This window comes from Streptomyces sp. NPDC058457, from assembly GCF_042720695.1.
In the GTDB taxonomy this organism is placed as follows: Bacteria; Actinomycetota; Actinomycetes; order Streptomycetales; family Streptomycetaceae; genus Streptomyces.
On sequence record NZ_JBHXLU010000063.1, the window covers coordinates 1 to 25,475 of the forward strand.

Here is a 25,475-nt window from a genome sequence, read left to right on the forward strand (position 1 = left end):
AGGGCCGGTCTCCCACATGGAGACCGGCCCTCAGCCGTACCTGGTGTCAACCGGCCACCCGGCGGTCAGAACAGCCGCAGCTTGTCGTCCTCGATGCCGCGTAGGGCGTTGTAGTCCAGGATCGTGCAGCCGATGCCGCGGTCGGTGGCGAGGACCTTGGCCTGGGGCTTGATCTCCTGGGCCGCGAAGATGCCCCGGACGGGGGCGAGGTGGGGGTCGCGGTTGAGGAGTTCCAGGTAGCGGGTGAGCTGTTCGACGCCGTCGATCTCGCCACGGCGTTTGATCTCGATGGCCACGGTCTGTCCCTCCGCGTCGCGGCACAGGATGTCGACGGGGCCGATCGCCGTCATGTACTCGCGGCGGATGAGGGTGTAGCCGTCGCCGAGGGTCTCGATGCGGTCGGCCAGCAGCTCCTGGAGGTGCGCCTCCACGCCGTCCTTGATCAGGCCCGGGTCGACGCCCAGCTCGTGCGAGGAGTCGTGCAGGACCTCCTCCATCGTGATGATGAGCTTCTCGCCCGCCTTGTTGATGACGGTCCAGACGCCGTCCTCGTCACCCGATCCCTCTTTGAGGGTGCACGGCGGCGACATCCAGTTGAGGGGCTTGTAGGCCCGGTCGTCCGCGTGGATCGAGACACTGCCGTCCGCCTTGACCAGGATCAGACGGGGAGCGGAGGGAAGGTGGGCGGTGAGCCGGCCGGCATAGTCGACGGAGCACCGGGCGATGACGAGACGCATGGTCGGCAACGCTACTCGACGCGCCGCCCTCCACGCGATTCGCCCGCTCGTCTCCCGCCTCCGACCGGTCTTCGACCGGCCCCGCGACCGGTCCTGAAGAGTCGCCTGCGCACGCCTGTTCAAACCTGGCCGATTGTGTGCCTAAAGGGACCGTCGCATATACGCAATCTCCTGGTGGGGTCACCGCCCGTTGCCTACCGTAGTAAACGGGAGGTCGCGAGTTGTGTACTCAGCGTGTTCGGTATCGCGAACTCCCTTACCTGTCCGCCAACCCCTGTTGTTCGGGGGTGCGAGAGGAGTACCCATGTCGCTCGACGTCTCACCGGCCCTACTCGAACAGGCCGAGCGAGGCGAGGTCGACGAAGCGGATTTCGTCGACTGCGTCCGGACCTCCCTGCCCTACGCGTGGGAGATGATCAGCTCCCTGGTGGCCCAGCTGAAGGTGGACGGCGGAGACTTCGCCGACAACCAGACGCCCCCGCCGGACGAGCAGGCACGCGGTCAGCTGCTGCGTGCGCTCGCGAGTGACGCCATACGCGGCGCCCTGCAGCGGCACTTCGGTGTGCGGCTGGCCTTCCAGAACTGCCACCGTGTGGCGGTGTTCCCGCTGGACGCCTCGGTCGACGAGACGCTGGCCCGCTTCACCTCGGTGCGCAATCAGCTGTTGAACCAGTCCCCGGAACTCCGGGACTGCTGACGCCGTGCTCCGGTACTGCTGACGCAGTGAGCCGCTTGCTTGCCGCTCCACACGCGGGAGGTGCATCAGTCACTGGGGCGGCAAGCTCCCCGCGGCGGTGAGGTCACCGGAGGTGCGGCAGTACCTCGGCACCCAGTCGTCGTACGTTCTCCTCCGTGGCCGCCAGATCCCCCGAGCCCTCCGTCAGCAGGGCGAAACGGGAGATTCCGGTCCGCTCGGAGGTCGCCGCGAGCCGGTCGACGCACAGCCGCGGGGTACCCACCGGGTGGAGTCCGCAGAGCAGTTCGGTGTACGCGAGCGGGTCCCGCATCGAACGGAACCGGCCGTCCACCGTCATATGGGCCTCCAGGCCCTGCTTCAGCCAGCCCGGCATCGCCTTCGTCAGGGTCTCCGCGGCGTCGGTGCGGCTGTCCGCGATCTGGCAGACGCCGGCCGAGACGTGGGCCGCCCCGGCGATCTCGTCGCCCGGCCGGCCGGCCGCCCGCGCGTGCTGCCGCCACAACGCGACCATCTCGGCCTTCTCCTCGTCGCCGACGTGCATCCCGAGGAGCATCGGCAGCCCCTGCTCGGCGGCCAGCCGGATGCTCGCCGCGGAGGTGCAGGCGACCACCACCTCCGGCCCCGGCGCCTCCGTCAGCGCCTCCGACGGGCGCGGTACGACGGGGACCTCACGGAACGAGAAGCGGGGGCCGGAGGCCGACACCGCCGGTTCGCGCAGCCAGCGCATCAGCAGATCGAGTGATTCGGGGAAGCCCTGTTCGTACGCCTCCAGGCCGGAGCCGAAGACCTCCAGATCCACCCAGGGCCCGCCCCGCCCCACGCCGAGCGTGAAGCGGCCGCCGCTCGTCACATGCAGCAGCGCGGCCTGCTCGCCGAGGGCGACCGGGTGGACGGTGGGCAGTACGCTCACCGCCGTACCGACCCTCAGCCGCCGGGTGCGGCCCAGCAGCAAAGCGGCCAGGGTGACCGCCGACGGACACGTGCCGTACGGCACGAAGTGGTGCTCGGCCAGCCAGACCGCGTCCAGACCGGCCTCCTCGGCCACCTCCGCAGTGCGCACCGCCCGGTGCAGGGCTTCCCCCTGACCCTGGCCCGGGAACTGGGCGGCCAGCACAAAACTACCTACGCGCATCGTTTCTTCCTGCTTTCCTGGCTCCGACCCGGAGCTCCCCCACCGGGCATAACCGTCTGACACGTGCCGAGGACACGGCCTGGCGGAGAGATTTGCGGATTGTCTGGAGAATGGGTCGCCCTGGAGGGGGACTTGTGCGGGTTGGTGCCCTACGCGTACCCCCGTGCGCGCGTCGTAGGCTGGACACAGCCCATGCTTCCTGTATAGCCCCGAGAGGTGTCCCGTGTCCCCGCGTCGCAACCGACCCCAGGGCCCGAACGGATCGGCCTCGTCCGGCCGGAGCGCCGAGGACGACCGCGCGGACCGCTACGGCGGCTGGCAGTCCACCGAGAACTGGCAGGGCGAGGAGTGGAGCGTCCGGCACGTGGCAGGCGCCAGCGCGGTCGGCAAGACGTACCGATGCCCGGGCTGCGACCAGGTGATCGCCTCCGGCGTCCCGCACGTGGTGGCCTGGCCGGAGCACTCGGGCGTGGACGAGCGCCGGCACTGGCACAAGGCCTGCTGGAACGCGAAGGACCGCCGCACCACGCGGGTGCAGCGGCCCAGGAACGCGCCGAAGTTCTGAGAGCCGTACGAGCCGTACGGCCTACACGTCCCGCTTCTCCAGCAGCGCGTAGGCACCCGCGAACGCGACGGCCGTCACGCCCAGGATGATCCACAGCGGGTCCCAGCCCGAAGGGCCGGAATCGCTGAGGGAGTTGGAGTAGAAGACGCTCAGCTGGTTCGGGATCGAGTACTCGAACAGGGCGTTGCGCACCTTCTCCAGCGACGACGAGAACATGAACAGCGCGATCACCAGCGGGGCGAGCACCGCGCCGATCATGACGGTGATGGCGCCCGCCGAGTGCCGGATGATCGAACCGATGATCAGCGAGAGCAGTCCGAGCAGCGCGATGTAGAGGCTGACGCCGACGGTTCCCTTCAGCCATTCCCCGCCGGTCGGCGTCCGGGCGACGTCGCTCAGCATCGACACCTGTGTCATGGCCACGAACGCGCTGGCCGCGAGGGTGATCACGAACGCGACCGCGAAGAAGACGATCGCCTTCGCCGCGAGCACGCGCGCGCGGGAGGGGCAGGCGACCATCGTCGTACGGATCATGCCCGTGCCGTACTCCGAGGCGGTCGTCAGCACGCCGAGCGTGATGATGCACATGCTGCCGAGCAGCAGCCCGAAGAAGCCGAGCGAGAGCGCGTTGCTGCCGGACAGGTCGTCGGACGAGGAGGTGGAGTTGCTGACCACGGCGCCGGCAAGGAGGCCGATGCCGATCACAAGGAGAACGAAGACGCCGAGCGTCCAGATCGTCGAACGCACCGACCTGATCTTCGTCCACTCGGAGGTGATCGCGTGCCCGAGGTTGGTGCGCACCACCGGGATCGGCGAGATGTAACCGGGGTACGAACCGCCGGGCGCCGCCTGCCGGTCGGGCGCGGCCGGGGCCGCCTGCGGCAGCGGAGGCTGGTGGGTGCTCATCGGGCGTCCTCGGGCTTGGTCAGGTCGGCGGGGGCAGGAGCGGCGGGGGCGGTGGGCGCGGCGGCGGGGGCCGGCTGGGCCGGTGCGGCTGCCGGAGCGGGCGCGGACGTCGGCTGGGCGTAGGGGTTCGGAGCCGCCTGGGGAGCCCCGTACGGGCCCTGCGGGGCGCCGTATCCGGCTGCGGGCGCGCCGGGCGCGCCGTACGCCCCCGCGAACGGCTGGCCGCCCTGCTGGGGCGGCGGTGGGGCGTACCAGCCCGGCTGGCCCTGCCCGGGCACCGGCATCGGCGGCTGGGCGCCGGGCGGCAGGGGCTGCTGGAGGCCGGCCCTCTGGTCGATGCTGGAGCGGTAGTCGACGGCGCCCTGCGTCATCCGCATGTACGCCTCCTCGAGGGAGGCCTGGTGCGGGGACAGCTCCCACAGCCGTACGTCCGCCTCGTGCGCGAGGTCGCTGATCCGGGGCAGCGGCAGCCCGGTCACTCTGAGCGCCCCGTCCTGCTCCGGCAGGACATGGCCGCCGGCCTCGGTCAGCGCCGAGCTGAGCTTCTCGCGCAGCTGCGGCTCGGTGTCCGGGGTGCGGACCCGCGCGAAGTCTGCGGAGTTGGCCGAAATGAAGTCGGTCACGCTCATGTCGGCGAGCAGCTGGCCCCGCCCGATGACGATGAGATGGTCGGCGGTCAGCGCCATCTCGCTCATCAGATGGGAGGAGACGAAGACCGTCCGGCCCTCGGCGGCCAGGGACTTCATCAGGTTGCGCACCCAGAGGATGCCCTCGGGGTCGAGGCCGTTGACCGGCTCGTCGAAGAGCAGCACCTGAGGGTCGCCGAGGAGCGCCGCGGCGATCCCGAGGCGCTGGCCCATGCCCAGCGAGAAGCCCTTGGAGCGCTTTCCGGCCACGTCCTGGAGGCCCACCACCCCGAGCACCTCGTCGACCCGGCGGGCCGGGATGGCGGACAGCTGGGCCAGCGAGAGCAGGTGGTTGCGGGCTGACCGGCCGCCGTGCACCGCCTTGGCGTCGAGCAGCGCGCCGACCTGGCGGGCGGCGTTCGGGAGCTTGCGGTACGGGAAGCCGCCGATCGTCACCGAACCGGCGGTCGGGTTGTCCAGACCCAGGATCATCCGCATGGTCGTCGACTTGCCCGAGCCGTTCGGCCCGAGGAAGCCGGTGACGGCTCCGGGACGTACCTGGAAGGAAAGGTTGTAAACGGCGGTCTTGTCGCCGTAGCGCTTGGTCAGGCCTACAGCCTCGATCATGCTCTGCACCCATCGAAAGGATCAGGACATGGGGCAGACGCCCCCCGTAAGGGTTAGGAGGATATCGGGGAGCTGACGGTTCCGCCCAAGAGCATGCAAAGACTTCCGGCGACAGGTCCGCTCACTGGGCGTCGCGCCGCTTCAGCAGGACGTACCCGCCGGCCAGTGCGGCGATCACCCACAGCCCCATGATCCCGAGCCCGCCCCAGGGACCGTACGGGACGTCGTCGCCGACCCTCGGGACCACCTGCATGATGTGGCTGCCCGCCTGGTCCGGCAGGAACCGGCCGATCTTCTTGGTCGCGTCCACGTTGCCGAGGATGTTGGAGATCAGGAAGAAGAACGGCATCAGGATGCCCAGCGACAGCATCGGCGAGCGCAGCATCGCGGCCACGCCCATGGAGAACACCGCGATGAGCGTCATGTAGAGCCCGCCGCCGACGACCGCGCGCAGCACCCCGGGGTCACCGAGCCGGGCCCGGTGGGAGCCGAGCATGGCCTGCCCGAGGAAGAAGGCGGCGAAGCTGGTCACCATGCCGACGACCAGTACCAGGCCGGCCGCCACCGCGATCTTGCTGAACAGGAAGGTGGCCCGCTGCGGCACGGCGGCCAGCGAGACCCTGATCATCCCGGTGCTGTACTCGTTGGAGACGACGAGCACCCCGAACACGATCATCGCCAGCTGACCGAGGGTCATCCCGGCGAAGCTGATGTTCGTCGGGTCGAAGGAGAGCCGTTCGCGCGCGGGCATGTTGGAGAACTGGCTGTTCGCCAGCGCCGAGAGCAGCATCCCGAGGGCCACGGTCACCACCACGGCCAGCGACAGCGTCCACACCGTCGAGGCGACGGACCGGATCTTGGTCCACTCGGACCGTACGACCTGCGTGACGACGGCCATGTCATGCCCCCTTGTCCCAGCCGGAGCCCCAGGCCTGTGGCACCGGGGGCGAGTCGGCGTGCGCGTGGTACTCCACGGACTCCGCCGTCAGTTGCATGAACGCCTCCTCCAGCGAGGCCTGCTGGATGCTCAGCTCGTGCAGCACGACCCCGTTCTGCGCGGCCAGCTCCCCGATCGGCTCGGCCTTCCCGCCCTCCACCTCCAGGGCTCCGGTCCCCGTCTCGACGACGGTGATCCCGGCCCCGTGCAGCACGTCGAGCAGCCGCTCGCGCTGCGGGGAGCGGACCCGGACGTACGACCGTGAGTTCGTCCGGATGAAGTCCGCCATCGAGGTGTCGGCGAGCAGCCGCCCCTGCCCGATGACGACCAGGTGGTCGGCGGTCAGTGCCATCTCGCTCATGAGGTGCGAGGAGACGAACACGGTCCGACCTTGGGCGGCCAGCGACTTCATCAGGTTCCGGATCCAGTGGATGCCCTCGGGGTCGAGCCCGTTCACCGGCTCGTCGAACATCAGGATCCGCGGGTCGCCGAGCAGCGCCCCCGCGATCCCGAGCCGCTGCCCCATCCCGAGCGAGAACCCCTTGGCCTTCTTCCGCGCCACCGCCGTCAGCCCGACGGTGTCAAGGACCTCGGCCACCCGTGCCTGCGGGATCCCGTTGCTCTGCGCGAGGCACAGCAGATGGTTGAAGGCACTGCGCCCGCCGTGCACGGCCTTGGCGTCGAGCAGCGCCCCGATGTACGTCAGCGGGTCCTTGAGCTGCTCGTACCGCTTGCCGTCGATCCGCACCCGGCCGACCGTGGGGTGGTCGAGCCCGAGGATCATCCGCATGGTGGTGGACTTCCCGGCACCGTTGGGCCCGAGGAACCCGGTCACGATGCCGGGTCTGACGGTGAACGTGAGGTCGTCGACCGCCGTCTTGTCTCCGTAGCGTTTGGTCAGGCCCGCCAGCTCGATCATGCGGCCACGCTAAGACCGGCTCACGGGGGCTGCCACCTGAGGGCGGCCGGCGCCTCCTACTCTTCCGGCTCCCAGGCCAGCAGCTGGTCGAACAACCGTCGGTCCCCGTCGAGTTTCAGGGAGTCCACCGGGACCCGGTCGTACAGGGCGAGGACCAGCTCGCCGGCCGTGCCCCGGAGGGAGGCGTCGGCCGCGGGCGTCGGGTCCGGGGTCGTGAGCCGTGCGGTCCGTGCGCCGTCGGCGGAGAGGGAGACGCGCCAGGAGCGGCCCTCGGTGGCGTGGTAGTCGACGGTGGCGGGCGGGTGCGGCCAAGGGGACGTGGTCGCGCAGCAGGTGTGCAGGAACTCGTCGACACCGTCGAGTGCCACCTCGTCCGGCAGCGGCTGCGGGGCGCCCGCGGCGAGCTGGGCGTCGTAGGTGTGCAGCGCGATCTCCTGGAGCTGGTGCCGGGCGCCGGCACCGACGGTCTGCGGCGACTGCGACGCAGGCCACCACGTCCAGCAGCCGCGATCCGGGCCGGACTCCCGCAGCGCGTCCAGCAGCTGCCGCGCCGACGCGGTCCACCAGTCCAGCAGGGCCTCGCGCTCCCGAGGCGCCGCCGGGGTGTCCCATGCGGACTTGGCCGGGGGAGCGTCGGCAGGCCCCGCGGCGACGATGACGGCCCACTTGCGACGCCCCTCGCCCAGGTGCCGCACCAGATCGAACAGCGTCCACTCGGGGCAGGTGGGCACCCGCACGTCGAGGCCGGGCGCGGCGGCGACCGCGGCGCCGAAGGCGGCCGACCGTTCGTCTATCAGGCGCAGCAGGTCGGAGAAGTCCAGAGTCGTTTCCACCCCGGATCTCTATCACCCGGCTCCGGTGGCCGGACAGCGATTTTCCCGGCCGACGCGCCGCCGAACCCGACGGTGCACAAGCAACCGCACCCCACCCACCCGCACGACGAAGGCCCGCACCTCCAAAGGGACATGCGGGCCTTCGTTCGTACGACGACGGGAGTCGCCCTGGCGCGGTGAGTTACCGGGACTGCTGAGCCGGGACCCCACGGGAGATCGGCTCGTCCTCCGCCGGGGAGCTGGCGGCGGCCACCGCGGCACCGGTCAGCGTGGCCAGCATCTCGCGGACGTTGGTCAGCTGGGCGTTGATGCTGTCGCGGCGGTTCGTCAGCGCGGCGAGCTCGCGCTCGGATTCCGAACGGATCCGGTCGGCCTTGGCGTTCGCGTCCGCGACGATGTCCTCGGCCTGGCGCTGAGCCGTCTCGACGGTCTGGCGGGCACGGCGCTCGGCGTCGGTGCGCAGCTTCTCGGCCTCCAGGCGCAGCTGCTCCGCGCGGTGCTCGATCTCCGCGAGGCGCTTCTCGGCCTTCTGCTGGCGGGACGCCAGGTCACGCTCGGACTGCTCGCGGCGCTTCGCGAGGTTCGTCTCGAAGTCGGCGGCGGCCTGCGCGGCCTTCGCACGGGTCTCCTCGAAGAGGGCGTCCGCCTCCTCGCGCTTGGACTGCGCGTCCTTCTGGGCCTCGGAGCGCAGCTGCGAGGCGTCGCTCTTGGCCTTCTCGACGATCCGGACGCCCTCGTCCTCGGCCTTGGCCTTGCGCTCCGCAGCGAACGATTCTGCGTCGTTGCGTACCTGCTGGGCCGCCGACTCGGCGAGCTCGCGGTGCTGCTCGGCGGCGCGACGGGCCTCCTCGCGCAGGTCCTTCGCCTCCTCCTCGGCGAGGCGGAGGATCTTCTCGACACGCGCGCCGAGGCCGGCGTACGACGGCTCTGCGTCGGTGACCTGAGCCTGGGCGTTCTGCGTCTCGAGGTGGAGCTCCTCGATGCGCTTTTCCAGAGCGGTGATGCGGGCGAGAGCGCTGTCACGGTCGGAGACGAGCTTGGAGATCCGTTCGTCCACCTGCGCGCGGTCGTACCCACGCCGCACAAGCTCGAAGCCGTAGGGGGAAGTGTCGCTCATGGGTTTCCTGTCGAGTGAGACCGGTGAGGTGATAGGTGGAATCCTAGGGGCCGATGCGGTGTGTCATCGAGCGGATGCGTGTTTGATCTGGAGAATGACACCACTTTTGGGTGGCCGGCTGTGAGATCGCTTGCCAAAGCCTCTGCCAAAGGTTCGCACAAAAGCCCCAGAACACTACAGACCGGACTTTCTTCTCTAGCCTTCTGACGACTTGCCACCCGATCGGGGTGCCCCCACCGTGCTGCCCGCCTTGACGCCGCCGTCCTTGGCGGACGACGGGGTCTCGAAGGATTCCAACGCCTCCAGGACGTCCTGGACACGGGAGATCTCGCCGTTGATGTTCTCCCGCCGGCGCTCCAGGATCTCCAGTTCGCGCTTTCCTTCCTCGACCGTGCGGCGGGCCTCGCGGATCGCCTCGGCCTTGAGCTCCTCGGCCTCCCGGACCAGCGTGGCCTTCTTCTGCTCGGCCTCCTTGAGCAGCCCCTCCGCCTTCTTGACGGCGGCGATGCGGACCTTGCCCGCCTCGGAGTTGGCCTCCGAGACCAGGTCCTTGGCCTTGGCCTGGGCCTTGGCGAGCTGCTCCTCGGCGGCCTTGATGAGCGCGTCGCAGCGGTCGCCGGTGGACCTCATGGTCTCGGCGGCCTCGCGGCGGGCCCGGTCGTGCAGCCCCTCGATCTCGGTGGTGATGCGCTCGCGCAGCTCCTCAGCGCGCTCCCTTATGGCGGTGGCGTCCCGGCGGGCGCCGACGAGCAGCTCGTCCGCGTCCGTACGGGCCTTCTCCACCATCGAGTTGCCCTCGACCGTGGCCTCGGAGACCAGCCGGTCGGCCTCGTTGCGGGCCGCGCCCACCATGGTGTCGGCCTGCGACTCGGCGTCCGCGGTGGTCTTCATCGCCTGCTGCTGTGCCTCGGTGAGCAGCTTGTCGGCCTCCGCGGTCGTCTCGTTGATGAGCGTGTCGACCTGCTCGGCCACGTCCTGGCGCCGCTTGTTGGCGTCCTTGCGGGCCTCGTCGAGGGTGCGGTCGGACTCCTCGCGCGCGGCGTTGACCATGCGCTCGGCCTCCGCCTCCGCGTCGGCCTTGAGCCGAGCGGCGTCGGCGCGGGTCCGGTCGGCGTGCAGCTGGGCGGAGCCGACCGTCTCGGCGGCCTCGGCGCGCAGCCGCTCCGCGTCGCCGGTGGCGTCCGCGATCAGCTTCTCCGCCTTGGCGATGGCGTCGGCGCGGACCCGGTCGGCCTCGGCGATGGTCTCGTTCTGGAGTAGTTCGGCCTCGCTGCGCGCCTCGGTGATGAGGGTGTCGGCCTGGGTCGCCGCGTCCGAACGCATCCGGTTGGCGTCCTCGCGCGCCTCGGCACGCGTGCGCGTGGCGTCCTGGTCGGCCTGGGCGACGGCGTCGGAGACCTCGGTGCGCACCCGCTGGGCATGGGCCGCCGCCTCGGACCGCAGCCGCTCCGACTCGGTCATCGCGTCGGCGACGGTCCGCTCGGCGAGCGCCTTCGCCGCCTCGGACGCCTCGGCCGCCTCGCGCCGGATCCGGGTCGCGTCCTCGCTGGCCCGCTCCCGCTCGGCGTAGGCGTCGGCGCGGACCCGGTCGGACTCCTCCTCGGCCTCCCGCCGGGTACGGTCCGCCACGTGCTCGGCGGCCGAGCGCAGCCCGGTGATCTCCTCCTGCGCCTGCTCGTGCAGCCCGGAGACCGAGTCCCGCACCTGCTGGGCGTGGAGTTCGGCTGCCGACACCATCTCGGTGGCCCGCCGGTCCGCCTCCTCGACCAGCCGTACGGCCTCGGCCTGCGCCTCCTCGACGCGGTTGCGCGCCTGGGCCAGCAGGTCCTCGCTCTGCTCGCGGGCCCGCTCCCGCTCCTGGCCGGCCTCCTCGCGCGCCGAACCGAGGAGTTCCTCGGCCTCCCGGCGGCGGCGGGCGGCCTCCTCCTGGGCGGCGGCCAGCGTCTCGGACGCCTCGGTGGACAGCCGCTCGGCGGCAGCCTGCGCCTCGGCACGCACCCGGTCGGCGGTGTCCTGGGCCTCCTGCTTGAGCCGCTCCGCCTCGGCGGCGGCCTCGGACCGCAGTCGTACGGCGATGTTCTCGCCCTCCGCGCGCGATGCCGACGCGTCGGCGGCGGCCTCGTCGCGCAGCCGCTCGGCCTCGGTCTCGGCCTGCTGCTGGAGCGTACGGATCCGCTCGGCGGCCTCGCCGCGCAGCCGGTCCGTCTCCTCGGCGGCCTCCCGGCGGATCCGGCCGGCCTCCTCGCGCGCCTCGGTCAGCGACTGCTCGGCGTTTGCCAGCCGGTCCTCGGCCTCGGTGTGCAGCCTGGTCAGCTCGTCGGCGGCCTCCGCGCGCCGGGACTCGACGCCCCGCTCGGTCTCCGCACGCAGCTCGGCCGCGGCCCGCTCGGCATCCGCCTTGAGCCCCTCGGACTGCTCCAGGACCTCCTCGCGGTGCCGGTCGGCCTCCTGCCGGGTGCGCTCCAGGGTCTCCTCGGCCTGCCGGCGCAGCGCGGTCGCGCGCTCGATGGCCTCGGTGCGGACCTTCTCGCTGTCCGTGGTGGCCGTCTGCCGCAGTTCGTCGGCGTCGGCCTTGGCCTTGGCGAGCAGTTCCTCGGCGGACCTGGCCGCCTCCTCGATCTGCTGCACGGTCTCGCGCCGGGCCTCGGCGCGGATCGACTCGCCCTCGGCGACCGAGTCGGCGCGCAGCTGCTCGGCCTCGCCGCGCAGCCGGCGGGCCTCCTCCTGCAGCTCGACCGTCTTGGCGCGGTACTCCTTGGTGTCGTCCTTCGCCGTGCCCTTGAGCTGCTCGGCGATGTCGTGCGCCTCGGCGCGCAGCCGGTCCGCCTCGGTCTCCGCCTCGGTGCGGATCCGCTCGGCCTCCTCGGCGGCGGCCTTGGTGGTGTTCTTGGCCTCCTCGGACGCCCTGTTCAGGACGTCCTCGGCGGTCTTGGCGGCCTTCGCCAGCTGGGAGGCGCTCTCCTCGGCGGTGAGACTGCGGGCCTTCTCGGAAGCCTCCGCGGTGATCTTCTCGGCCTCGGCCCTGGCGTCCGCGACGACCTGCTCGGCGCTCGCCTTGGTGGCCTCCGCCTCCTTGGTGGCCTCGCTGACCAGCCGGGCGACCTGCTCCTTGGCCGTCTGGGTGCGCTGCTGGTTGGTGGCCTCGGCGCTGGAGAGGGCCTTCGCCGCGTTGGCCTCGGCCTCGGTGACCAGCTTCTCCGCCTCGGACTGCGCCTTGCGCAGCGCCTCCTCGGCCTCCGCGATGCGCTGCTCGGCGGCCCGGCTCAGCTCGCCCGCCTGCCGACGGGCCGTGTCCGACTCCGTCGCGGTGGAGTTGCGCAGCTGCTCGGCGTGGTCGGTGGCCTCCTGGGCCTGCGTGGAGGCGGCGTTCAGCAGCCGCTCGGCGTCGCGGCGGGCGCGCAGCAGGATCTGCTCGGCCTCCCCGCGGGCCGCCTCGGTGTCGCCGGCCAGCCGCTGCCGGGCCTCGTCGGTCAGCCGCTGGGCCTCGGTACGGGCGGCGGTCATGGCCTGCTCGGCCTCGGCCCGCGACTCGTCGAGCAGCCGCCGGGCCTGCGACTCGCTGCGTGCCCGCAGCTGCTCGGCCCACGACACGTTCTCGTTGACGTGCGACTCGACGGTCTGCCGGCGCTCGGCCAGCTCCTGGTCCAGCTGCTGGCGGCGGGTCACCGCCTCCTGGTGCAGCTCGGCCTGGAGCCGCGAGGCCTGCTCGGCGTGCTCCTGGAGGATCCGCTGGGTCTGCGCCCGGGCCTCCGCGGCCACCCGCTCCGCCTCCTGGCGGATCTGGTCGGCCTGCATCTGGGCGTTACGCAGCAGCTGCTCGGTGTGATACCCGATGTCACCGCCGTCGTACGCGGGCCGGGACATGATGGTGCGGCGCGCCTCGTGCAACTTGGCGCGCAGCACCTCGACCTGGTAGCCGAGGTCCTCGGCATGCTGGATCGCCTTTTCCCGCTCGGTCTTCAGCCGTTTCATCTCGGCTTCGAAACGAGTGAGGTGGTCGACGTCAGCCGCCGGCTCTCGCTCCTGGCTCTCGTAGCCCCGCACTGCGCGGTCCCATCCGTCCCCTGGTCGCAACCTTTTCCGAACGAGCTCCGTTCATCCGCCGAACGGGGCCCCCGGGGAATGGTGTCAGATCAACGGCGGAGCACGGGCTGCTGCCCCGACGCTCGTCCCCCGAAACCCGGACCCCGGCATGCGGCCGCCCCGGCCCTGCGAACCTGCGAAGGGACGACCGCCCCCAACCCTACCGGCCCATATGTACGAGGGTCAGTGCTCAGGTGACTCAACAGCCGCCGAAGTGACCAGTTCTGTCAGTACGCCGTGGCAATCCTTCGGGTGCAGGAAGGTGATCCGCGACCCCATGGAGCCGATCCGTGGCTCCTCGTACAGAACGCGTACGCCCTTGGCGCGGATGTCGGCCGCGTCCCCGTCCACATCCGCCGTACCGAAGGCGATGTGGTGGACGCCCTCGCCGTTCTTCGCCAGCCACTTGCCGACCGCCGAGTCCTCCCGGGTCGGTTCGAGGAGCTGCAGGTAGGAGGCGCCGCCGTCGGACGTCTCGTTGATCTTGAGCATGGCCTCGCGCACGCCCTGTTCCTCGTTGACCTCGGTGTGGAACACCTCGAAGCCGTACGTGGCCCGGTAGAACTCGACGGTCGCGTCGAGGTCGTGGCAGGCGATCCCGATGTGGTCGATTCGCGTCAGCATGGATTCAGTGCAGCGCCACGGCGATGGTTACGCAACGTGCCAGCGATCACACTGACGGCCCGATGACGGCACGGAGTGCCACGCAATACATTCGAAGTAAACCCTCGTTCACTCCTCGGCAGTGCAGCCGGTAAGGGGATTCGCAGCTCATGACCTCTGGAACCTCTGGAACCACCTCGGTGATCGTCGCGGGCGCGCGTACGCCCATGGGACGACTGCTGGGCTCGCTGAAGTCCTTCTCCGGAGCCGACCTCGGCGGCTTCGCGATCAAGGCCGCCCTCGACCGTGCGGGGATCGGGGGCGACCAGGTGCAGTACGTGATCATGGGGCAGGTGCTCCAGGCCGGCGCCGGGCAGATCCCGGCCCGCCAGGCCGCCGTGAAGGCCGGCATCCCGATGAGCGTCCCGGCGCTCACCGTCAACAAGGTGTGCCTCTCCGGCCTCGACGCCATCGCCCTCGCCGACCAGCTGATCCGCGCCGGCGAGTTCGACATCGTGGTCGCGGGCGGCCAGGAGTCCATGACCAACGCCCCGCACCTGCTCCCGAAGTCCCGCGAGGGCTTCAAGTACGGCGCGATCGAGATGCTCGACGCGATGGCGTACGACGGCCTGACCGACGCCTGGGAGAACATCCCGATGGGCGAGTCGACCGAGAAGCACAACACCCGCCTCGGCATCCAGCGCCCCGAGCAGGACGAGATCGCCGCCCTGTCCCACCAGCGGGCCGCGGCCGCGCAGAAGAACGGGATCTTCGAGGCCGAGATCACCCCGGTCGAGATCCCGCAGCGCAAGGGCGAGCCGGTCGTCTTCAGCAAGGACGAGGGCATCCGCGGCGACACCACGGCGGAGTCGCTGGGCAAACTGCGGCCGGCGTTCACCCGCGACGGCACGATCACGGCCGGTACCTCCTCGCAGATCTCGGACGGTGCGGCGGCCGTGGTCGTGATGAGCAAGGCCAAGGCGGAGGAGCTGGGCCTCACGTGGCTCGCCGAGATCGGCGCGCACGGAAACGTGGCCGGCCCGGACAACTCCCTGCAGTCCCAGCCGTCCAACGCCATCCTGCACGCCCTGAAGAAGGACGGCCTGGAGGTCTCCGACCTCGACCTCATCGAGATCAACGAGGCCTTCGCCGCGGTCGCCGTGCAGTCAATGAAGGACCTCGGCGTGTCCACCGAAACGGTGAACGTCAACGGCGGTGCCATCGCCCTGGGCCACCCCATCGGCATGTCCGGCGCCCGGCTCGTCCTGCACCTGGCCCTGGAGCTCAAGCGCCGGGGCGGCGGGGTCGGCGCGGCCGCGCTCTGCGGTGGCGGCGGCCAGGGCGACGCGCTGATCGTGCGGGTGCCGAAGGCCTGAGTAAGTTTCTCTGCGTGAACGGAAGCGAACGGAAGCGAACGGAGCTGTGATGCAGGACGTCTCCTCACTGGTGGCCCAGGCCAGGGAGGGCCGACCGCGTGCGGTGGCCCGCCTGATCTCCCTGGTGGAGGGGGCGTCCCCGCAGCTCAGGGAGGTCATGGCGGTGCTCGCACCGCTGACCGGCAACGCCTACGTGGTGGGCCTGACCGGCTCCCCGGGCGTCGGCAAGTCCACCTCCACCTCCGCGCTCGTGACCGCCTATCGCAAACAGGGCAAACGGGTCGGCGTGCTGGCCGTCGACCCGTCCTCCCCCTTCTCCGGCGGAGCCCTCCTGGGTGACCGCGTCCGGATGTCCGACCACGCCTCCGACCCCGGCGTCTACATCCGCTCGATGGCCACCCGCGGCCACCTCGGCGGCCTCGCCTGGGCCGCCCCCCAGGCCATCCGCGTCCTGGACGCGGCGGGCTGCGACGTGATCCTGGTGGAGACGGTGGGGGTGGGCCAGTCGGAGGTGGAGATCGCCTCCCAGGCGGACACGAGCGTGGTCCTGCTGGCCCCGGGGATGGGTGACGGCATCCAGGCGGCCAAGGCGGGAATCCTGGAGATCGGCGACGTGTACGTCGTCAACAAGGCCGACCGCGACGGGGCGGACGCCACGGCCCGCGAACTCAACCACATGCTGGGCCTCGGCGAGTCCCGGGGCCCGGGCGACTGGCGTCCCCCGATCGTCAAGACGGTCGCCGCGCGCTCGGAGGGCATCGACGAGCTGGTGGAGGCCCTGGAGAAGCACCGCGCCTGGATGGAGGAGCGAGGCGTCCTGACGGAACGCCGCGTGGCCCGCGCCGCCCGCGAGGTCGAGATCATCGCGGTGACGGCCCTGCGCGCACGCATCGGCGACCTCCACGGCGACCGCCACATCGACGCCCTCGCCGACCGCATCGTGGCCGGCGAACTGGACCCGTACCGCGCGGCGGACGAACTGGTGGCGGGCCTGACGGAAGGCTGACGCCGGTCGGGCCGACGTCGCGGGAGCACGCGCTGTCGTCCGGGCGCGGGCCGGTGGGGGGCCGGTCGCGCAGTTTCCCGCGCCCCTTTGGGGCGCGCTGCCCTGCCGTGTCTCATAAGGCCACGGGCAGCCGTGCCACAGACAGCAAACGGCGGCCGAGACCCGAACTCCCGTCCGTGCTGCTAGCTTGAGCGGCATGTTCCTCTCCTTGGCGTAAGAGCGCACCCGGCGCCGCCACCGGCACGTGCACGTCGCGTGCCGGGGCGCACTCAGGTGTCCCCTTCCGCCTCCCGCAGAGGAATTCACGCATGTCCGCGCTGACCTCGTCGCGCCCTTCTCCGGCCCGGCAACCCTCCTACGCCGCCGTCCTGCGTCTCCCGCACGCGCGCCGAACCTTCCTCGCCGCCCTCGCGGCCCGGCTTTCCTACGGCACGGTCTCGCTTGCCGTGCTGCTGTCCGTGACCCGGGCGACCGGCTCCTACGTCGTGACGGGGCTGGTGATGGCTCTGTTCGGCGGCTCGGCGGTCGTGCTGATGCCGGTCCGGGCGACCCTGGTGGACCGTTACGGCCCTCGGCGCGCCCTGCCTCCCATGGCAGCCGCGTACAGCGCCGTGCTCTGCCTGCTGGCGGCCCTGACCTGGCACCCGGGCGCACCGCCGACGGCGCTCGCCCTGGCCGCCGCGCTCTCCGGGTGCGTGGCGCCGCCGCTGGGTCCCACTATGCGGGCGGTGTGGGGCCGACTGGCCGACGACCCGGCACTGCTGCGGCGGGCGTACAGCCTGGACGGGGTCGCCGAGGAACTCCTGTACGTCTCGGGCCCGGCGCTGGTGGGCCTGCTGCTGCGGTTCGGGCCGCCGCCGACGGGGCTGCTGCTGAGCGCGGTGCTGATGTCGGCCGGCACGTGTGCGTTCGTGGTGTCGCCGGCGGTGCGGGAGGTGGCGCCGCCGAAGCGGGAGGCCGGCCGCACACCCGGACGCTTCCCGGCGGCGCCGGTTGTCGCGGCCGTCGGTCTGGGGCTCGCGCTGAGCGCGGTGGACCTGCTGGTGATGGCCTTCGCCGAGCAGCGGTCGTACGGCGCGGAGGCCGTCCCCTGGGTGCTGGGCGCGCTGTCGGCGGGCAGCGCGGTGGGCGGTCTGCTGAACGGGGTGGTGGAGTGGCGCAGGCCTGCGGGGGAGCGGCTGGTGTGGCTGGCGGTGGGGCTGGGGGCGACTCTGGCGGTGGCCGGGCTGGCGTCGGGGATGTGGGTGCTGGCGGGGGCCATGGCGGCCGCGGGGGTGTTTGTGGCGCCCACGCTCACGACGGCGTATCTGCTGGCCGACGAGACGGCGGCGGAGGGGGAGCGGACGCGGGCGGGGGCGTGGGTGAACGCGGCCGTGAACGCGGGAAGCTCGGGAGGTTCTGTCGCGGCAGGGTGGTTGGTCGGGTGGCTGCCGGTGGCGGTCTGCTTTGCGCTGGCGGGAGGTGCCGCGGTGGTGTCCGCCGTAGGCGTGCGGGCTGTCCCCGGGCCGCGGGCCGGTGGGGACCGGTCGCGCCCACGCGGCGGAGCCGCATAGCGAACACAGCCCCGCGCCCCTGACGGGGCACCCTGCAAGCGCCGGTAAGCGTCGGTCCCGCCCGACATGCAGCAAGCGGCGGACGGGACCTGAACCCCCGTCCGCCGCCATCAGGTGCTGCCTGTTGTCACGGGCGCCCGCGCTGCCCCCGCAGGTGTTCCGCGATCGGCTTCAGGCCCTTGTCCAGCTCTATGAGTGTCTCCGGCGACAGCAGGTCGATGAAATGCCGTCGCACGGAGGCGACATGATGTGGCGCCATCTTCTTCATCGTCTCCATGCCGTGCTCGGTGAGGACGGCATACAGTCCGCGGCGGTCGGACTCGCAGTTCTCGCGGCGGACCAGGTTCGCGTTCTCCATACGGGTGATCTGGTGGGACAGCCGGCTCTTGGACTGGAGGGTGGCGGAGGCGAGGTCGCTCATCCGCATCCGGTGGTCCTCCGACTCGGACAGGTTCACCAGGATCTCGTAGTCGTTCATTGTCAGGCCGAACGGTTGCAGATCCTTTTCGAGCTGGTACGTCAACAGCCTGTTGACCTCCAGGTGGGTGCGCCAGGCGCACTGCTCCGCATCGGTCAGCCAGCGCGTGGCCGTCTCGGTCTCCATGAATGAAGTCTACCTAAAATGTTGAAAGGCGAACTAGTGAGGGTGGTGTGACTGTGCGCACGCGTTCGATGTCACACTCCGCAGACTACCGCTCACAGCCCGAAGCGACGCTGGAGGTCCCCCAGCTGTCCGGGAAGGCGCGGTGTGCCCGGTTGCTGTGGATGTCCTGTGGAGGGGGCGCCTCCGCCGGGCACTCCGGGCTCGTGCGGAACCGCTCCCGCGGCCTGCTCGGCCATCAGGGTCTCGGTGGACTGGAGCAGGACCGTGCCGGCCCCTACGAACTCGAACTGATGCTCCTCTCCGGAGGCCCCGCCGAGGCCTGTCAGTGCACGTAGACCGCCCATGACGCCGGTCATGTACCCATGGTCGTAATGGTGGCAGGGGGAGGGGCAGTCGGCCCACCCCACCAGTGCCTGCGGGTCCACCCGGATGGGGGGTTCCATGAACACCACCGGACCGTTAGATGCGGCCACAAACTTTCCGGTTCCGATAAGGGTCAGAAAACCGGGAACGATTGATTGCTTCAGCGCGAGACTTGGCTGAAAAGCGAGCAGGTTGCCGGAGCGAATGGTCAGGTTGCCGTCGTCGAGGTCGTACGAGTTCACATCGAACGCCCGGTCGGCGAGGAGCATCCGGCCCGAGCCCTCCGCCACCACCCAGTCGCTCGCGTGCAGTGGTGAATGGAAGGAAGTGCGGACCAGGCGGTCGAGGCGGCCGTGTCCGATGCCGTTGAAGTCGATCGAGCCGTAGTAGGCGATCATCTTCCCCTTCTGCAGGAACCACTGGCTGCTCTTGAGCTCCACGCAGAAGGTGTACTTGTTCACGTTGTCGTCGACGGGGAGGGTCATGGGGTCGTACGCGACCGGTCCGGCCGCTCCGTATGCGCTCACCGGATACCTCCGAGGATGCCCCGGCCTTCAGGCCAGGGAGGAATCGGACCCCTGCGGAGCAGGGCAGCGAAAGGTGAATCGCCGTCAGGGCGATTCGGCGTCGCCATCCGTCGGGCCGATGGCGGCCTCAAGCAGGTGGAGGATCTCGGAGTTGAGGGACCGCCGATCGGCCCGGGCCCTCTCGACGAGGCGTTCATGCAGGTCGGCGGGCAGGCGGAGAGAGATCCGCTTCTCAGATTCCATGCTCGAATGATGCCATGGCGGCACCAAAGTGGCATGCGAAGGGCGCCGGACATGCCCGGTACACCTACCGGCTGCGTGTGTCGTCGGCCGCCCGCACCGCCGTGCTTGCCGAGTGGGACCGCTGCCGGTGGATCTGGAATTAGTGCGTGGCCAAGTCCCGCGCCGTGCACGTCCACAACAAGGCCAACCCGGATGACAAGCTGGCCTGCGGCCCGGCGCAGCTCGACAAGATGCTGACCGAGGCCCGCGCGAAACTGCCGTGGCTCCGTCAGGGTGCGAGCGTCCCGCAGCAGCAGATCATCCGAGACTTCGCCAAGTCCCGGTCCAAGGCACTGAAGGACACCGAGAGGCGACTGCCGATGCGGCAGCGCGCCGGCATGCCCCGCGTGAAGAAGAAACGGGAAGCGCAGCCGACTCTGAACTACACCACCCGGGGCTTCCGGCTGAAGGACGGCCGTCTGCACCTCGCGGGCGGCATCGTGCTGAGCGTGGTGTGGTCCCGCGAGTTGCCCGCCGCTGCGTCGAGCGTGCGTGTGTACCGCGACGCGGTGGGCCACTGGTACGCGTCGTTCGTCGTCCCGGCCCAGACACAGCCGCTTCCCGCCACCGGTGCCGTCCTCGGCGTGGACTGGGGCGTGAAGGAGACCGCCACGACCACATCCGGCGCCCACGACCTTCCGCACGCCCAGCACGGGAAGAAGGCCAGCGCCAAGCTGGCCCGGTACGACCGGATGGTGGCCCGGCGCAAGCCGAAGAAGGGGCAGGCCACCTCGAAGGGGCACCGCGAGGCGAAGAAGTGGCGGGCGAAGACCTGCGCGAAGGCTGCCCGGCAGCGGCAGGACACTACCCGCAAGTGGGCCAAGCGCGTCGTGCGCGACCACGATGCAGTCGCGGTCGAGGACTTCCGGCCGAAGTTCCTCGCGAAGACCACTATGGCGCGCAAGGCGGCGGACGCCGCGATCGGCGCCACGAAAGCGGCCCTGATCGAGATGGGCCGTAAGCACGGGCGGGACATCCGTCTTGTGCACCCCGCGCACACCACCATGGACTGCGCGTCGTGCGGAGCGAGAACCAAGCACGCACTTCCTCTTTCGGAACGTACCTACACCTGCATCACGTGCGGAGTCGTGTCTCCCCGGGACAAGAACTCCGCCCGCGTGATGCTGGTCCGGGCTGGTCTCAACCCGGCTGGTGTCGAGGGCGTAAGACCTCCGGGAGCGCTGCTCCCGGAGGCAGCCTGAGCCAGGAATCTCCTTCCACCAGGGAGGGGAGGATGTCAAAGCTTCTCCTCCGACGCCTGCACGTACACCGTGCCGTTGCCGCTGAGCTCCAGCTGGAACGCCTCGCCGGAGCCGCGGCCCACCATGTCCCGCCAGCCGAGCGCGGACGACAGTTTGTTGCGCACGTCTCCGTGGTGGGCGACGTAGGCCTGCGGGTCGACATGGACCGGGCGCTGTGGAGTGACCGGGATCTCGAAGACCCCGCCGTGGGCCATCACGGCGACCGCGCCGTGGCCCTTGAGGGTGGTGGTGAACAGGCCCTGGCCGGTGACCTGGCCGCGCACCATGCCCATCACACCGCCCTGGGAGCCCATGAACATGGTGCCCTGCTGCAGCGCCCCCTCGAAGGCGAGCAGCCGGTCCGCCTCGACGCAGAGGGTGTCGCCGGTGAGGGTGATGACCTGGACGTGGTGGCCGCCGTGCCCGAAGAAGACCGTGCCGCTGCCCTCGACGGTCATGAGGGGGGTCGCCTCCCCGGCGACCCGGCGGCCGAGCATCGACATCAGCCCGCCCTGGCCGCCCTGGATGTTGGGCGTGAAGGACACCTCGCCCTTGTAGGCGAGCATCGCCCCGCGCTGACTGTAGAGCCGCTGCCCGGGGACGACGGTCGCCTCGACCATCTTCGAGTTCACCTCGCGCAGGGCCATGTCAGAGGTCCCCCGCGATCGTGTTCCGCTCGCTCGGCTGCACGTACACCAGGCCGTCCCCCTCGAACCGGATCTGGAAGGCCTCCCCGCCGCCCTCCCCGAACAGCGTGCGGAAGGTCACCCCCGACTGGAAGGACTGGCGGAGGTTGCCCTGGTGGGCGATGTAGGCGCCCGGGTCGACGGTCAGCGGGTACTGCGGGCTGACTCTCAGCACCACCGCGGGGCCGTCCGACGTGATCGCCGCCTGGCCGTGGCCCTCGACCGTGGTGGTGAACAGGCCGTTGCCCTGGGAGGCGCCGCGCAGGCCCGTGAACGTCGTGCCGGTGCGCAGGCCGGCGTCGGTCGCGAGCAGGTTGCTCGACTCGACGTACAGCTTGTCGCCCTGGAGGCCGACCAGGTTGATCTCGGACGCCCGGTCCGCGAACCAGCACGTCCCGTGCCCCTTCACCTCCATCACCGTCATCTGCTCGCCGGTGAGCCGCCGGGTCACCATCCCGCGCAGCCCCTCGCCGCCGCCGCTCAGCTTCTTGAACGCCATCTGCCCGTCGTACGCGACCATCGAGCCGTTCTTCGCCTTCACGGCGTCCCCGGTCATCTCGACGGCGAGCACCTTGCTGCCCTGGAGTCGGAACATCGCCACGCTGCGAAGGTAGCCGCAGGCAGACGGTGGCGACAGGTCCCGTGGGTGGACATCACCCCGGATCGGTCCCCTAGGGGCGGGGCCGCCGCTCACCGGGGAGGCGTATCTCGGCCGTTCCCGCCGCCAGGTCGACCGTGGACCCCGGCGGCGCGCCGTCCTCCTCGTCGGCCGGCCCGGCCTCCCACCCCCGCGCGGGGGCCGGGAGGCTCCTTTGCCACAATGGCTGAACGTTTGTGCTCGCGTTCACAAAGAGTGGACGTCTCTCCCACCGAAGGTGACTCGTGGACATCAAGACCGCCACCGCCATCCGACGCCTCCGCCTGGTCTCCGCCCCGGAGGCCGTCTCCTTCCTGATCCTCCTCCTCTGCTCGGTGCTGAAGCGGACCACGGACTTCAACGCGGTGCCCGTGATGGGCGCGATCCACGGTGTCCTGTTCATCCTGTACGTGATCTTCTGGGCCGACGCCTGGAACCGCGCCAAGTGGCCCCTGGGGACGGCCGCCCTCTACTTCGTCCTCTCCGTCCTGCCGACCGGCGGCTTCTTCGCCGAGCGCAAGCTGCGCCGGGCGTCCGAGGACGCGGTCATCGCGGCCCGTGCCCGCCAGGAAGGGGTGGTGAAGGCATGATCGTCGCTTTCTCCGTCACGCCGCTCGGCGTCGGCGACGAGGTGGGCGAGTACGTCGCCGACGCGGTCCGGGTGGTCCGCGAGTCGGGGCTGCCCAACCGCACCGACGCCATGTTCACCTCGATCGAGGGCGAGTGGGACGAGGTCATGGACGTCGTCAGGCGTGCCGTCGCCGCCGTCGAGGAGCGTGCCCCGCGCGTCTCCCTGGTCCTCAAGGCGGACATCCGGCCCGGCGTCAGCGACGGGCTCACCAGCAAGGTGGCGACGGTCGAGCGGTACCTCGCCGAATAGCCGGCAGCCGGCGGCGGGCAATCGGCAGCCGGCAATCGGCAGCCGGCTGTCGGCGGAACCCCGGTCCTCCAGGACCGGGGTTTTCTTCTGCCCTGCGATTGAGCGATCGCTCAAAAATTGGTAACTTCGTCTCGGAGTACTTGAGCGATCGCTCAAAATGAGCTCAAAAGACCAGGTGACGGGGGTACGACACCAATGGGGCTCTACATAGAGGCGCACATCCGCGCCGACCTCGACGAACTGTGGGCACACACCCAGGACCCCGGGCAGCACCAGCGCTGGGACCTGAGGTTCACCGAGATCACCTACCTCCCGAGCACGGAGGGCGAGCCGCGGCGCTTCCGTTACGCCACGCGCGTGCTGCCGTTCCTGACGATCGCCGGCACCGGTGTCTCCGCGGGGGAGAAGGAGCGCCCCGACGGCACCCGCACCTCCGCCCTGCGCTTCGCCTCCCCGGACCCGCTCTCACTGCTCGCCGAGGGCAGTGGCTACTGGCGGTACGTCCCGGCCCCCGAGGGCATCCGCTTCCTCACCGGCTACGACTACCGGCCCCGGTGGGGCGCCGTCGGCGCGCTCGCCGACCGCCTGGTCCTGCGCCCGTTGATGGGCTGGGCGACCGCCTGGTCCTTCGACCGGCTGCGCCTGTGGCTGGAGCGCGGGATCACCCCGGAACGGGCACGGTGGAACTGGCTGGCCGAGATGGCGGTCCGAGCGCTGACGATCGCCGGCTGCGGCACCGGCCTGACCCGGGGCCCGGTCCTCGGCGCCCTGGCGCCCACCGTCGCCTTCCTGGTCCCGCTCCTGCTCGTCGTCGCCCTCTTCCTGGCCCTCGTCAAGTCGCCCCTCGCCACCACCCCGGCCGCCCGCCGCTGCCTGCGTACCCCGCCCGCCCGAGTGACCGCCCCGCGCATCCTGCGCACCCTGGAGAAGCAGCCATGACCTCGATGTTCCGCACCGTCCTCGGCCCCGACTTCGACCGGCTGCACCCGCAGCTGCAGCGTCGCTTCTCGGTCGGCCTGGCGAGCGGCGAGGCCTGCACCGGCCACGGCGTGATGGACCGGATCTGGCACGGCGGGGCCTTCGTGAAGCCGTTCCTGGCGCTGGGCACCACCCGCAACATCCTGGTCCCGAAGGCCGCCAGGAACGTCCCCTTCAAGATCGAGAATGTGCCCTACGCGGACAGCTACGGCCGTGAGACGGTGACCTTCGTGCGCACCTTCGACCTGCCCGGCCGCCCCCGCCGCTTCGACGCCCAGATGGTGCTCAGCCCCAAGGGCGATCGCATCCTCGACTACCTCGGCACCCACCAGCACCTCGCCAGCGAACTGCACTTCCGCGCCGAGTCCGACGGCTCCCTGCTGATCCGCTCCGGCGAACACCGCTTCAGGGAGGGCCCGGTGGACGTCCGCGTCCCCGAACTCGTCGGCGCCACCGCCGAGGTGCGCGAGTCCTACGACGACCGGGCCGGCCGCTTCCGCATCCAGGTCCGGGTCGTGAACCGGTACTTCGGGCCGCTCTTCGGCTACCAGGGCTCCTTCGAGGCGTCGTACACCGGCATCCGCGGCCGCGGGGTGCGGCCCGGGCTGCGGCCGGTGCGTGAGGAGTCGCGCGCGTGAGCCCGGAGACCGCCAAGTCCCTGGAGACGAAGAACAAGCTGCTGGAGGGCGCGCTGCGGACGCTCACCGAGCAGGGGATCGCCAAGACCTCGGCCCGCACGGTGGCGGCGGCCGCCGGGGTCAACCAGGCACTGGTCTTCTACCACTTCGGATCCGTGGACGAACTCCTCGCCGCGGCCTGCCGGTACGGCGCCGAGCAGGCCGTCGCCCGTTTCCGTCCCCGGCTCGCCGCCGTCGGTTCGTTCGCCGAACTGCTCACCGTGGGGCGGCAGATCCACGAGGAGGCGCGCGCGGGCGGCCATGTCGCCCTGCTCGGGCAGCTGCTGGCCGGCGCCCAGACCCACGAGGCGCTCAGGCCCGCCACGGCGGCCGGGCTCGACCTGTGGATCGCCGAAATAGAGGAGGTGCTCGTCCGGGTCCTCGCGGCCACGCCCTTCGGGGAGTTCACCGACGCGGCCGGGCTCGCCCGCACGGTCGCCGCGTCCTTCGTCGGCATCGAGCTGTACGAGGGCGTCGACGCGACCGGCGCCCACGCGGCCCTGGACGCCCTGGAGCAACTCGGCGCGCTGGTGGCCGCGTTGGAGGAACTCGGCCCGGTGGCCCAGCGCGCGGTCCGGCACCGGCTGCGCCGCGTCGGCCGCGGTTAGCGCTGCCGAGCTCAGGGCTGCCGCGGCTCGGGCGGCAGGTGCGCGACCAGTAGCGCGACGGCCTCCTCGGCCGTCGCGACCTCGCCCAGTTCGGTGAGGTCGGACGAGTAGACCGTGTACGGCGGCGGGCCGTAGAGGACGTGCGGAAGGCGCTCGCCGGGACGTACCTCACCGGGCAGACCGCGCAGGAAGTGCAGGCCGCCGTGGCTCGGGAAGGGGTACAGGGCGCGCAGCCGTGGTTCGGCGTGGGCCGCGTGCGCGATCTCCACCAGTTC

Annotated in this window: 26 protein-coding genes and 1 pseudogene; 11 read left to right on the top strand and 16 right to left on the bottom strand. The window is 71.0% G+C overall.

Annotated features, from left to right (window positions below; genetic code table 11):
• Positions 1-65 precede the first annotated feature (65 nt).
• The gene (nucS, locus tag ACFWPS_RS36585) at positions 66-737 is read right to left on the bottom strand and encodes an endonuclease NucS (protein ID WP_383713423.1); all 672 of its coding nucleotides are present in this window, start codon (positions 735-737) and stop codon (positions 66-68) included.
• A gap of 304 nt (positions 738-1,041) precedes the next feature.
• Between nucS and ACFWPS_RS36590 the strand changes: the two genes are divergently transcribed.
• On the top strand, positions 1,042-1,434 hold the full coding sequence (locus ACFWPS_RS36590) for an SCO5389 family protein (RefSeq protein ID WP_089098747.1): 393 nt from the start codon (positions 1,042-1,044) through the stop codon (positions 1,432-1,434).
• A 103-nt stretch (positions 1,435-1,537) separates the two neighbouring features.
• Here ACFWPS_RS36590 and ACFWPS_RS36595 read toward each other — a convergent pair whose 3' ends face one another.
• Entirely contained in the window at positions 1,538-2,566 is a 1,029-nt protein-coding gene (locus tag ACFWPS_RS36595) for an LLM class flavin-dependent oxidoreductase (RefSeq protein ID WP_383713425.1), read from the bottom strand.
• Positions 2,567-2,789: 223 nt separating this feature from the next.
• On the opposite strand from ACFWPS_RS36595, the gene ACFWPS_RS36600 reads away from it, so the two are divergent.
• Positions 2,790-3,131, top strand: coding sequence for an ATP/GTP-binding protein (locus tag ACFWPS_RS36600; protein ID WP_383713428.1), 342 nt, complete (start codon positions 2,790-2,792; stop codon positions 3,129-3,131).
• A gap of 21 nt (positions 3,132-3,152) precedes the next feature.
• Here the strand turns inward: ACFWPS_RS36600 and ACFWPS_RS36605 are convergent, their stop codons facing one another.
• The 8 genes from ACFWPS_RS36605 to mce all read right to left on the bottom strand — a co-directional run bounded on the left by ACFWPS_RS36605 (position 3,153) and on the right by mce (position 13,803).
• Positions 3,153-4,037, bottom strand: coding sequence for an ABC transporter permease subunit (locus ACFWPS_RS36605; protein ID WP_383713431.1), 885 nt, complete (start codon positions 4,035-4,037; stop codon positions 3,153-3,155).
• Entirely contained in the window at positions 4,034-5,290 is a 1,257-nt protein-coding gene (locus ACFWPS_RS36610) for an ABC transporter ATP-binding protein (RefSeq protein WP_383713434.1), read from the bottom strand. Before ACFWPS_RS36610 ends, ACFWPS_RS36605 begins: the two co-directional genes overlap by 4 nt.
• Before the next feature lie 121 nt (positions 5,291-5,411).
• The gene (locus tag ACFWPS_RS36615) at positions 5,412-6,188 is read right to left on the bottom strand and encodes an ABC transporter permease (RefSeq protein ID WP_383713436.1); all 777 of its coding nucleotides are present in this window, start codon (positions 6,186-6,188) and stop codon (positions 5,412-5,414) included.
• Between the two features lies 1 nt (position 6,189).
• A complete protein-coding gene (locus tag ACFWPS_RS36620; protein ID WP_383713439.1) occupies positions 6,190-7,146 on the bottom strand; it encodes an ABC transporter ATP-binding protein in 957 nt (318 codons plus the stop codon).
• A gap of 56 nt (positions 7,147-7,202) precedes the next feature.
• Complete coding sequence (locus ACFWPS_RS36625; protein ID WP_383713442.1) at positions 7,203-7,979, bottom strand: maleylpyruvate isomerase family mycothiol-dependent enzyme; 777 nt, start codon at positions 7,977-7,979, stop codon at positions 7,203-7,205.
• Between the two features lie 181 nt (positions 7,980-8,160).
• Positions 8,161-9,096 (bottom strand): cellulose-binding protein, encoded by a 936-nt coding sequence (locus ACFWPS_RS36630; RefSeq protein WP_089098739.1) that lies wholly within the window; start codon positions 9,094-9,096, stop codon positions 8,161-8,163.
• A gap of 195 nt (positions 9,097-9,291) precedes the next feature.
• Entirely contained in the window at positions 9,292-13,140 is a 3,849-nt protein-coding gene (scy, locus tag ACFWPS_RS36635) for a polarized growth protein Scy (protein WP_383713444.1), read from the bottom strand.
• Between the two features lie 222 nt (positions 13,141-13,362).
• The gene (gene mce, locus ACFWPS_RS36640) at positions 13,363-13,803 is read right to left on the bottom strand and encodes a methylmalonyl-CoA epimerase (protein ID WP_089098737.1); all 441 of its coding nucleotides are present in this window, start codon (positions 13,801-13,803) and stop codon (positions 13,363-13,365) included.
• Positions 13,804-13,952: 149 nt separating this feature from the next.
• Here mce and ACFWPS_RS36645 point away from each other — a divergent pair, with 149 nt between their 5' ends.
• The 3 genes from ACFWPS_RS36645 to ACFWPS_RS36655 all read left to right on the top strand — a co-directional run bounded on the left by ACFWPS_RS36645 (position 13,953) and on the right by ACFWPS_RS36655 (position 17,717).
• On the top strand, positions 13,953-15,158 hold the full coding sequence (locus ACFWPS_RS36645; protein WP_383713447.1) for an acetyl-CoA C-acetyltransferase: 1,206 nt from the start codon (positions 13,953-13,955) through the stop codon (positions 15,156-15,158).
• A 49-nt stretch (positions 15,159-15,207) separates the two neighbouring features.
• Positions 15,208-16,164 (top strand): methylmalonyl Co-A mutase-associated GTPase MeaB, encoded by a 957-nt coding sequence (gene meaB / locus ACFWPS_RS36650; RefSeq protein ID WP_383713449.1) that lies wholly within the window; start codon positions 15,208-15,210, stop codon positions 16,162-16,164.
• A gap of 308 nt (positions 16,165-16,472) precedes the next feature.
• Complete coding sequence (locus tag ACFWPS_RS36655) at positions 16,473-17,717, top strand: MFS transporter (protein WP_383713452.1); 1,245 nt, start codon at positions 16,473-16,475, stop codon at positions 17,715-17,717.
• Between the two features lie 127 nt (positions 17,718-17,844).
• Here the strand turns inward: ACFWPS_RS36655 and ACFWPS_RS36660 are convergent, their stop codons facing one another.
• The 3 genes from ACFWPS_RS36660 to ACFWPS_RS36670 all read right to left on the bottom strand — a co-directional run bounded on the left by ACFWPS_RS36660 (position 17,845) and on the right by ACFWPS_RS36670 (position 19,454).
• Positions 17,845-18,321, bottom strand: a complete 477-nt coding sequence (locus ACFWPS_RS36660; protein WP_383713454.1) for a MarR family winged helix-turn-helix transcriptional regulator — start codon at positions 18,319-18,321, stop codon at positions 17,845-17,847.
• A 92-nt stretch (positions 18,322-18,413) separates the two neighbouring features.
• Complete coding sequence (locus tag ACFWPS_RS36665) at positions 18,414-19,211, bottom strand: AIM24 family protein (protein ID WP_383713456.1); 798 nt, start codon at positions 19,209-19,211, stop codon at positions 18,414-18,416.
• Positions 19,212-19,295: 84 nt separating this feature from the next.
• Entirely contained in the window at positions 19,296-19,454 is a 159-nt protein-coding gene (locus ACFWPS_RS36670; RefSeq protein WP_383713459.1) for an Arc family DNA-binding protein, read from the bottom strand.
• Positions 19,455-19,468: 14 nt separating this feature from the next.
• Here ACFWPS_RS36670 and ACFWPS_RS36675 point away from each other — a divergent pair.
• Positions 19,469-20,695, top strand: a pseudogene (locus tag ACFWPS_RS36675) (RNA-guided endonuclease InsQ/TnpB family protein).
• Positions 20,696-20,730: 35 nt separating this feature from the next.
• Here ACFWPS_RS36675 and ACFWPS_RS36680 read toward each other — a convergent pair.
• Together ACFWPS_RS36680 and ACFWPS_RS36685 are read right to left on the bottom strand one after the other, a co-directional pair.
• Positions 20,731-21,381 (bottom strand): AIM24 family protein, encoded by a 651-nt coding sequence (locus ACFWPS_RS36680; protein WP_383713461.1) that lies wholly within the window; start codon positions 21,379-21,381, stop codon positions 20,731-20,733.
• A 1-nt stretch (position 21,382) separates the two neighbouring features.
• A complete protein-coding gene (locus ACFWPS_RS36685) occupies positions 21,383-22,015 on the bottom strand; it encodes an AIM24 family protein (protein WP_383713580.1) in 633 nt (210 codons plus the stop codon).
• Positions 22,016-22,302: 287 nt separating this feature from the next.
• Here ACFWPS_RS36685 and ACFWPS_RS36690 point away from each other — a divergent pair, with 287 nt between their 5' ends.
• The 5 genes from ACFWPS_RS36690 (at position 22,303) to ACFWPS_RS36710 (ending at position 25,200) form a co-directional block, all read left to right on the top strand.
• The gene (locus ACFWPS_RS36690; RefSeq protein ID WP_383713464.1) at positions 22,303-22,647 is read left to right on the top strand and encodes a DUF3817 domain-containing protein; all 345 of its coding nucleotides are present in this window, start codon (positions 22,303-22,305) and stop codon (positions 22,645-22,647) included.
• The gene (locus ACFWPS_RS36695) at positions 22,644-22,937 is read left to right on the top strand and encodes an MTH1187 family thiamine-binding protein (RefSeq protein WP_383713468.1); all 294 of its coding nucleotides are present in this window, start codon (positions 22,644-22,646) and stop codon (positions 22,935-22,937) included. The genes ACFWPS_RS36690 and ACFWPS_RS36695 overlap by 4 nt, the downstream gene beginning before the upstream one ends.
• A 195-nt stretch (positions 22,938-23,132) precedes the next feature.
• Positions 23,133-23,876 (top strand): hypothetical protein, encoded by a 744-nt coding sequence (locus tag ACFWPS_RS36700; protein WP_383713471.1) that lies wholly within the window; start codon positions 23,133-23,135, stop codon positions 23,874-23,876.
• Entirely contained in the window at positions 23,873-24,553 is a 681-nt protein-coding gene (locus ACFWPS_RS36705) for a DUF4166 domain-containing protein (RefSeq protein WP_383713474.1), read from the top strand. The genes ACFWPS_RS36700 and ACFWPS_RS36705 overlap by 4 nt, the downstream gene beginning before the upstream one ends.
• Positions 24,550-25,200: a TetR/AcrR family transcriptional regulator gene (locus tag ACFWPS_RS36710; RefSeq protein ID WP_383713477.1), complete on the top strand. Its 651-nt coding sequence runs from the start codon at positions 24,550-24,552 to the stop codon at positions 25,198-25,200. Before ACFWPS_RS36705 ends, ACFWPS_RS36710 begins: the two co-directional genes overlap by 4 nt.
• 11 nt (positions 25,201-25,211) lie before the next feature.
• Here ACFWPS_RS36710 and ACFWPS_RS36715 read toward each other — a convergent pair whose 3' ends face one another.
• A complete protein-coding gene (locus ACFWPS_RS36715) occupies positions 25,212-25,469 on the bottom strand; it encodes a DUF6193 family natural product biosynthesis protein (RefSeq protein ID WP_383713480.1) in 258 nt (85 codons plus the stop codon).
• Between the last annotated feature and the right edge of the window lie 6 nt (positions 25,470-25,475).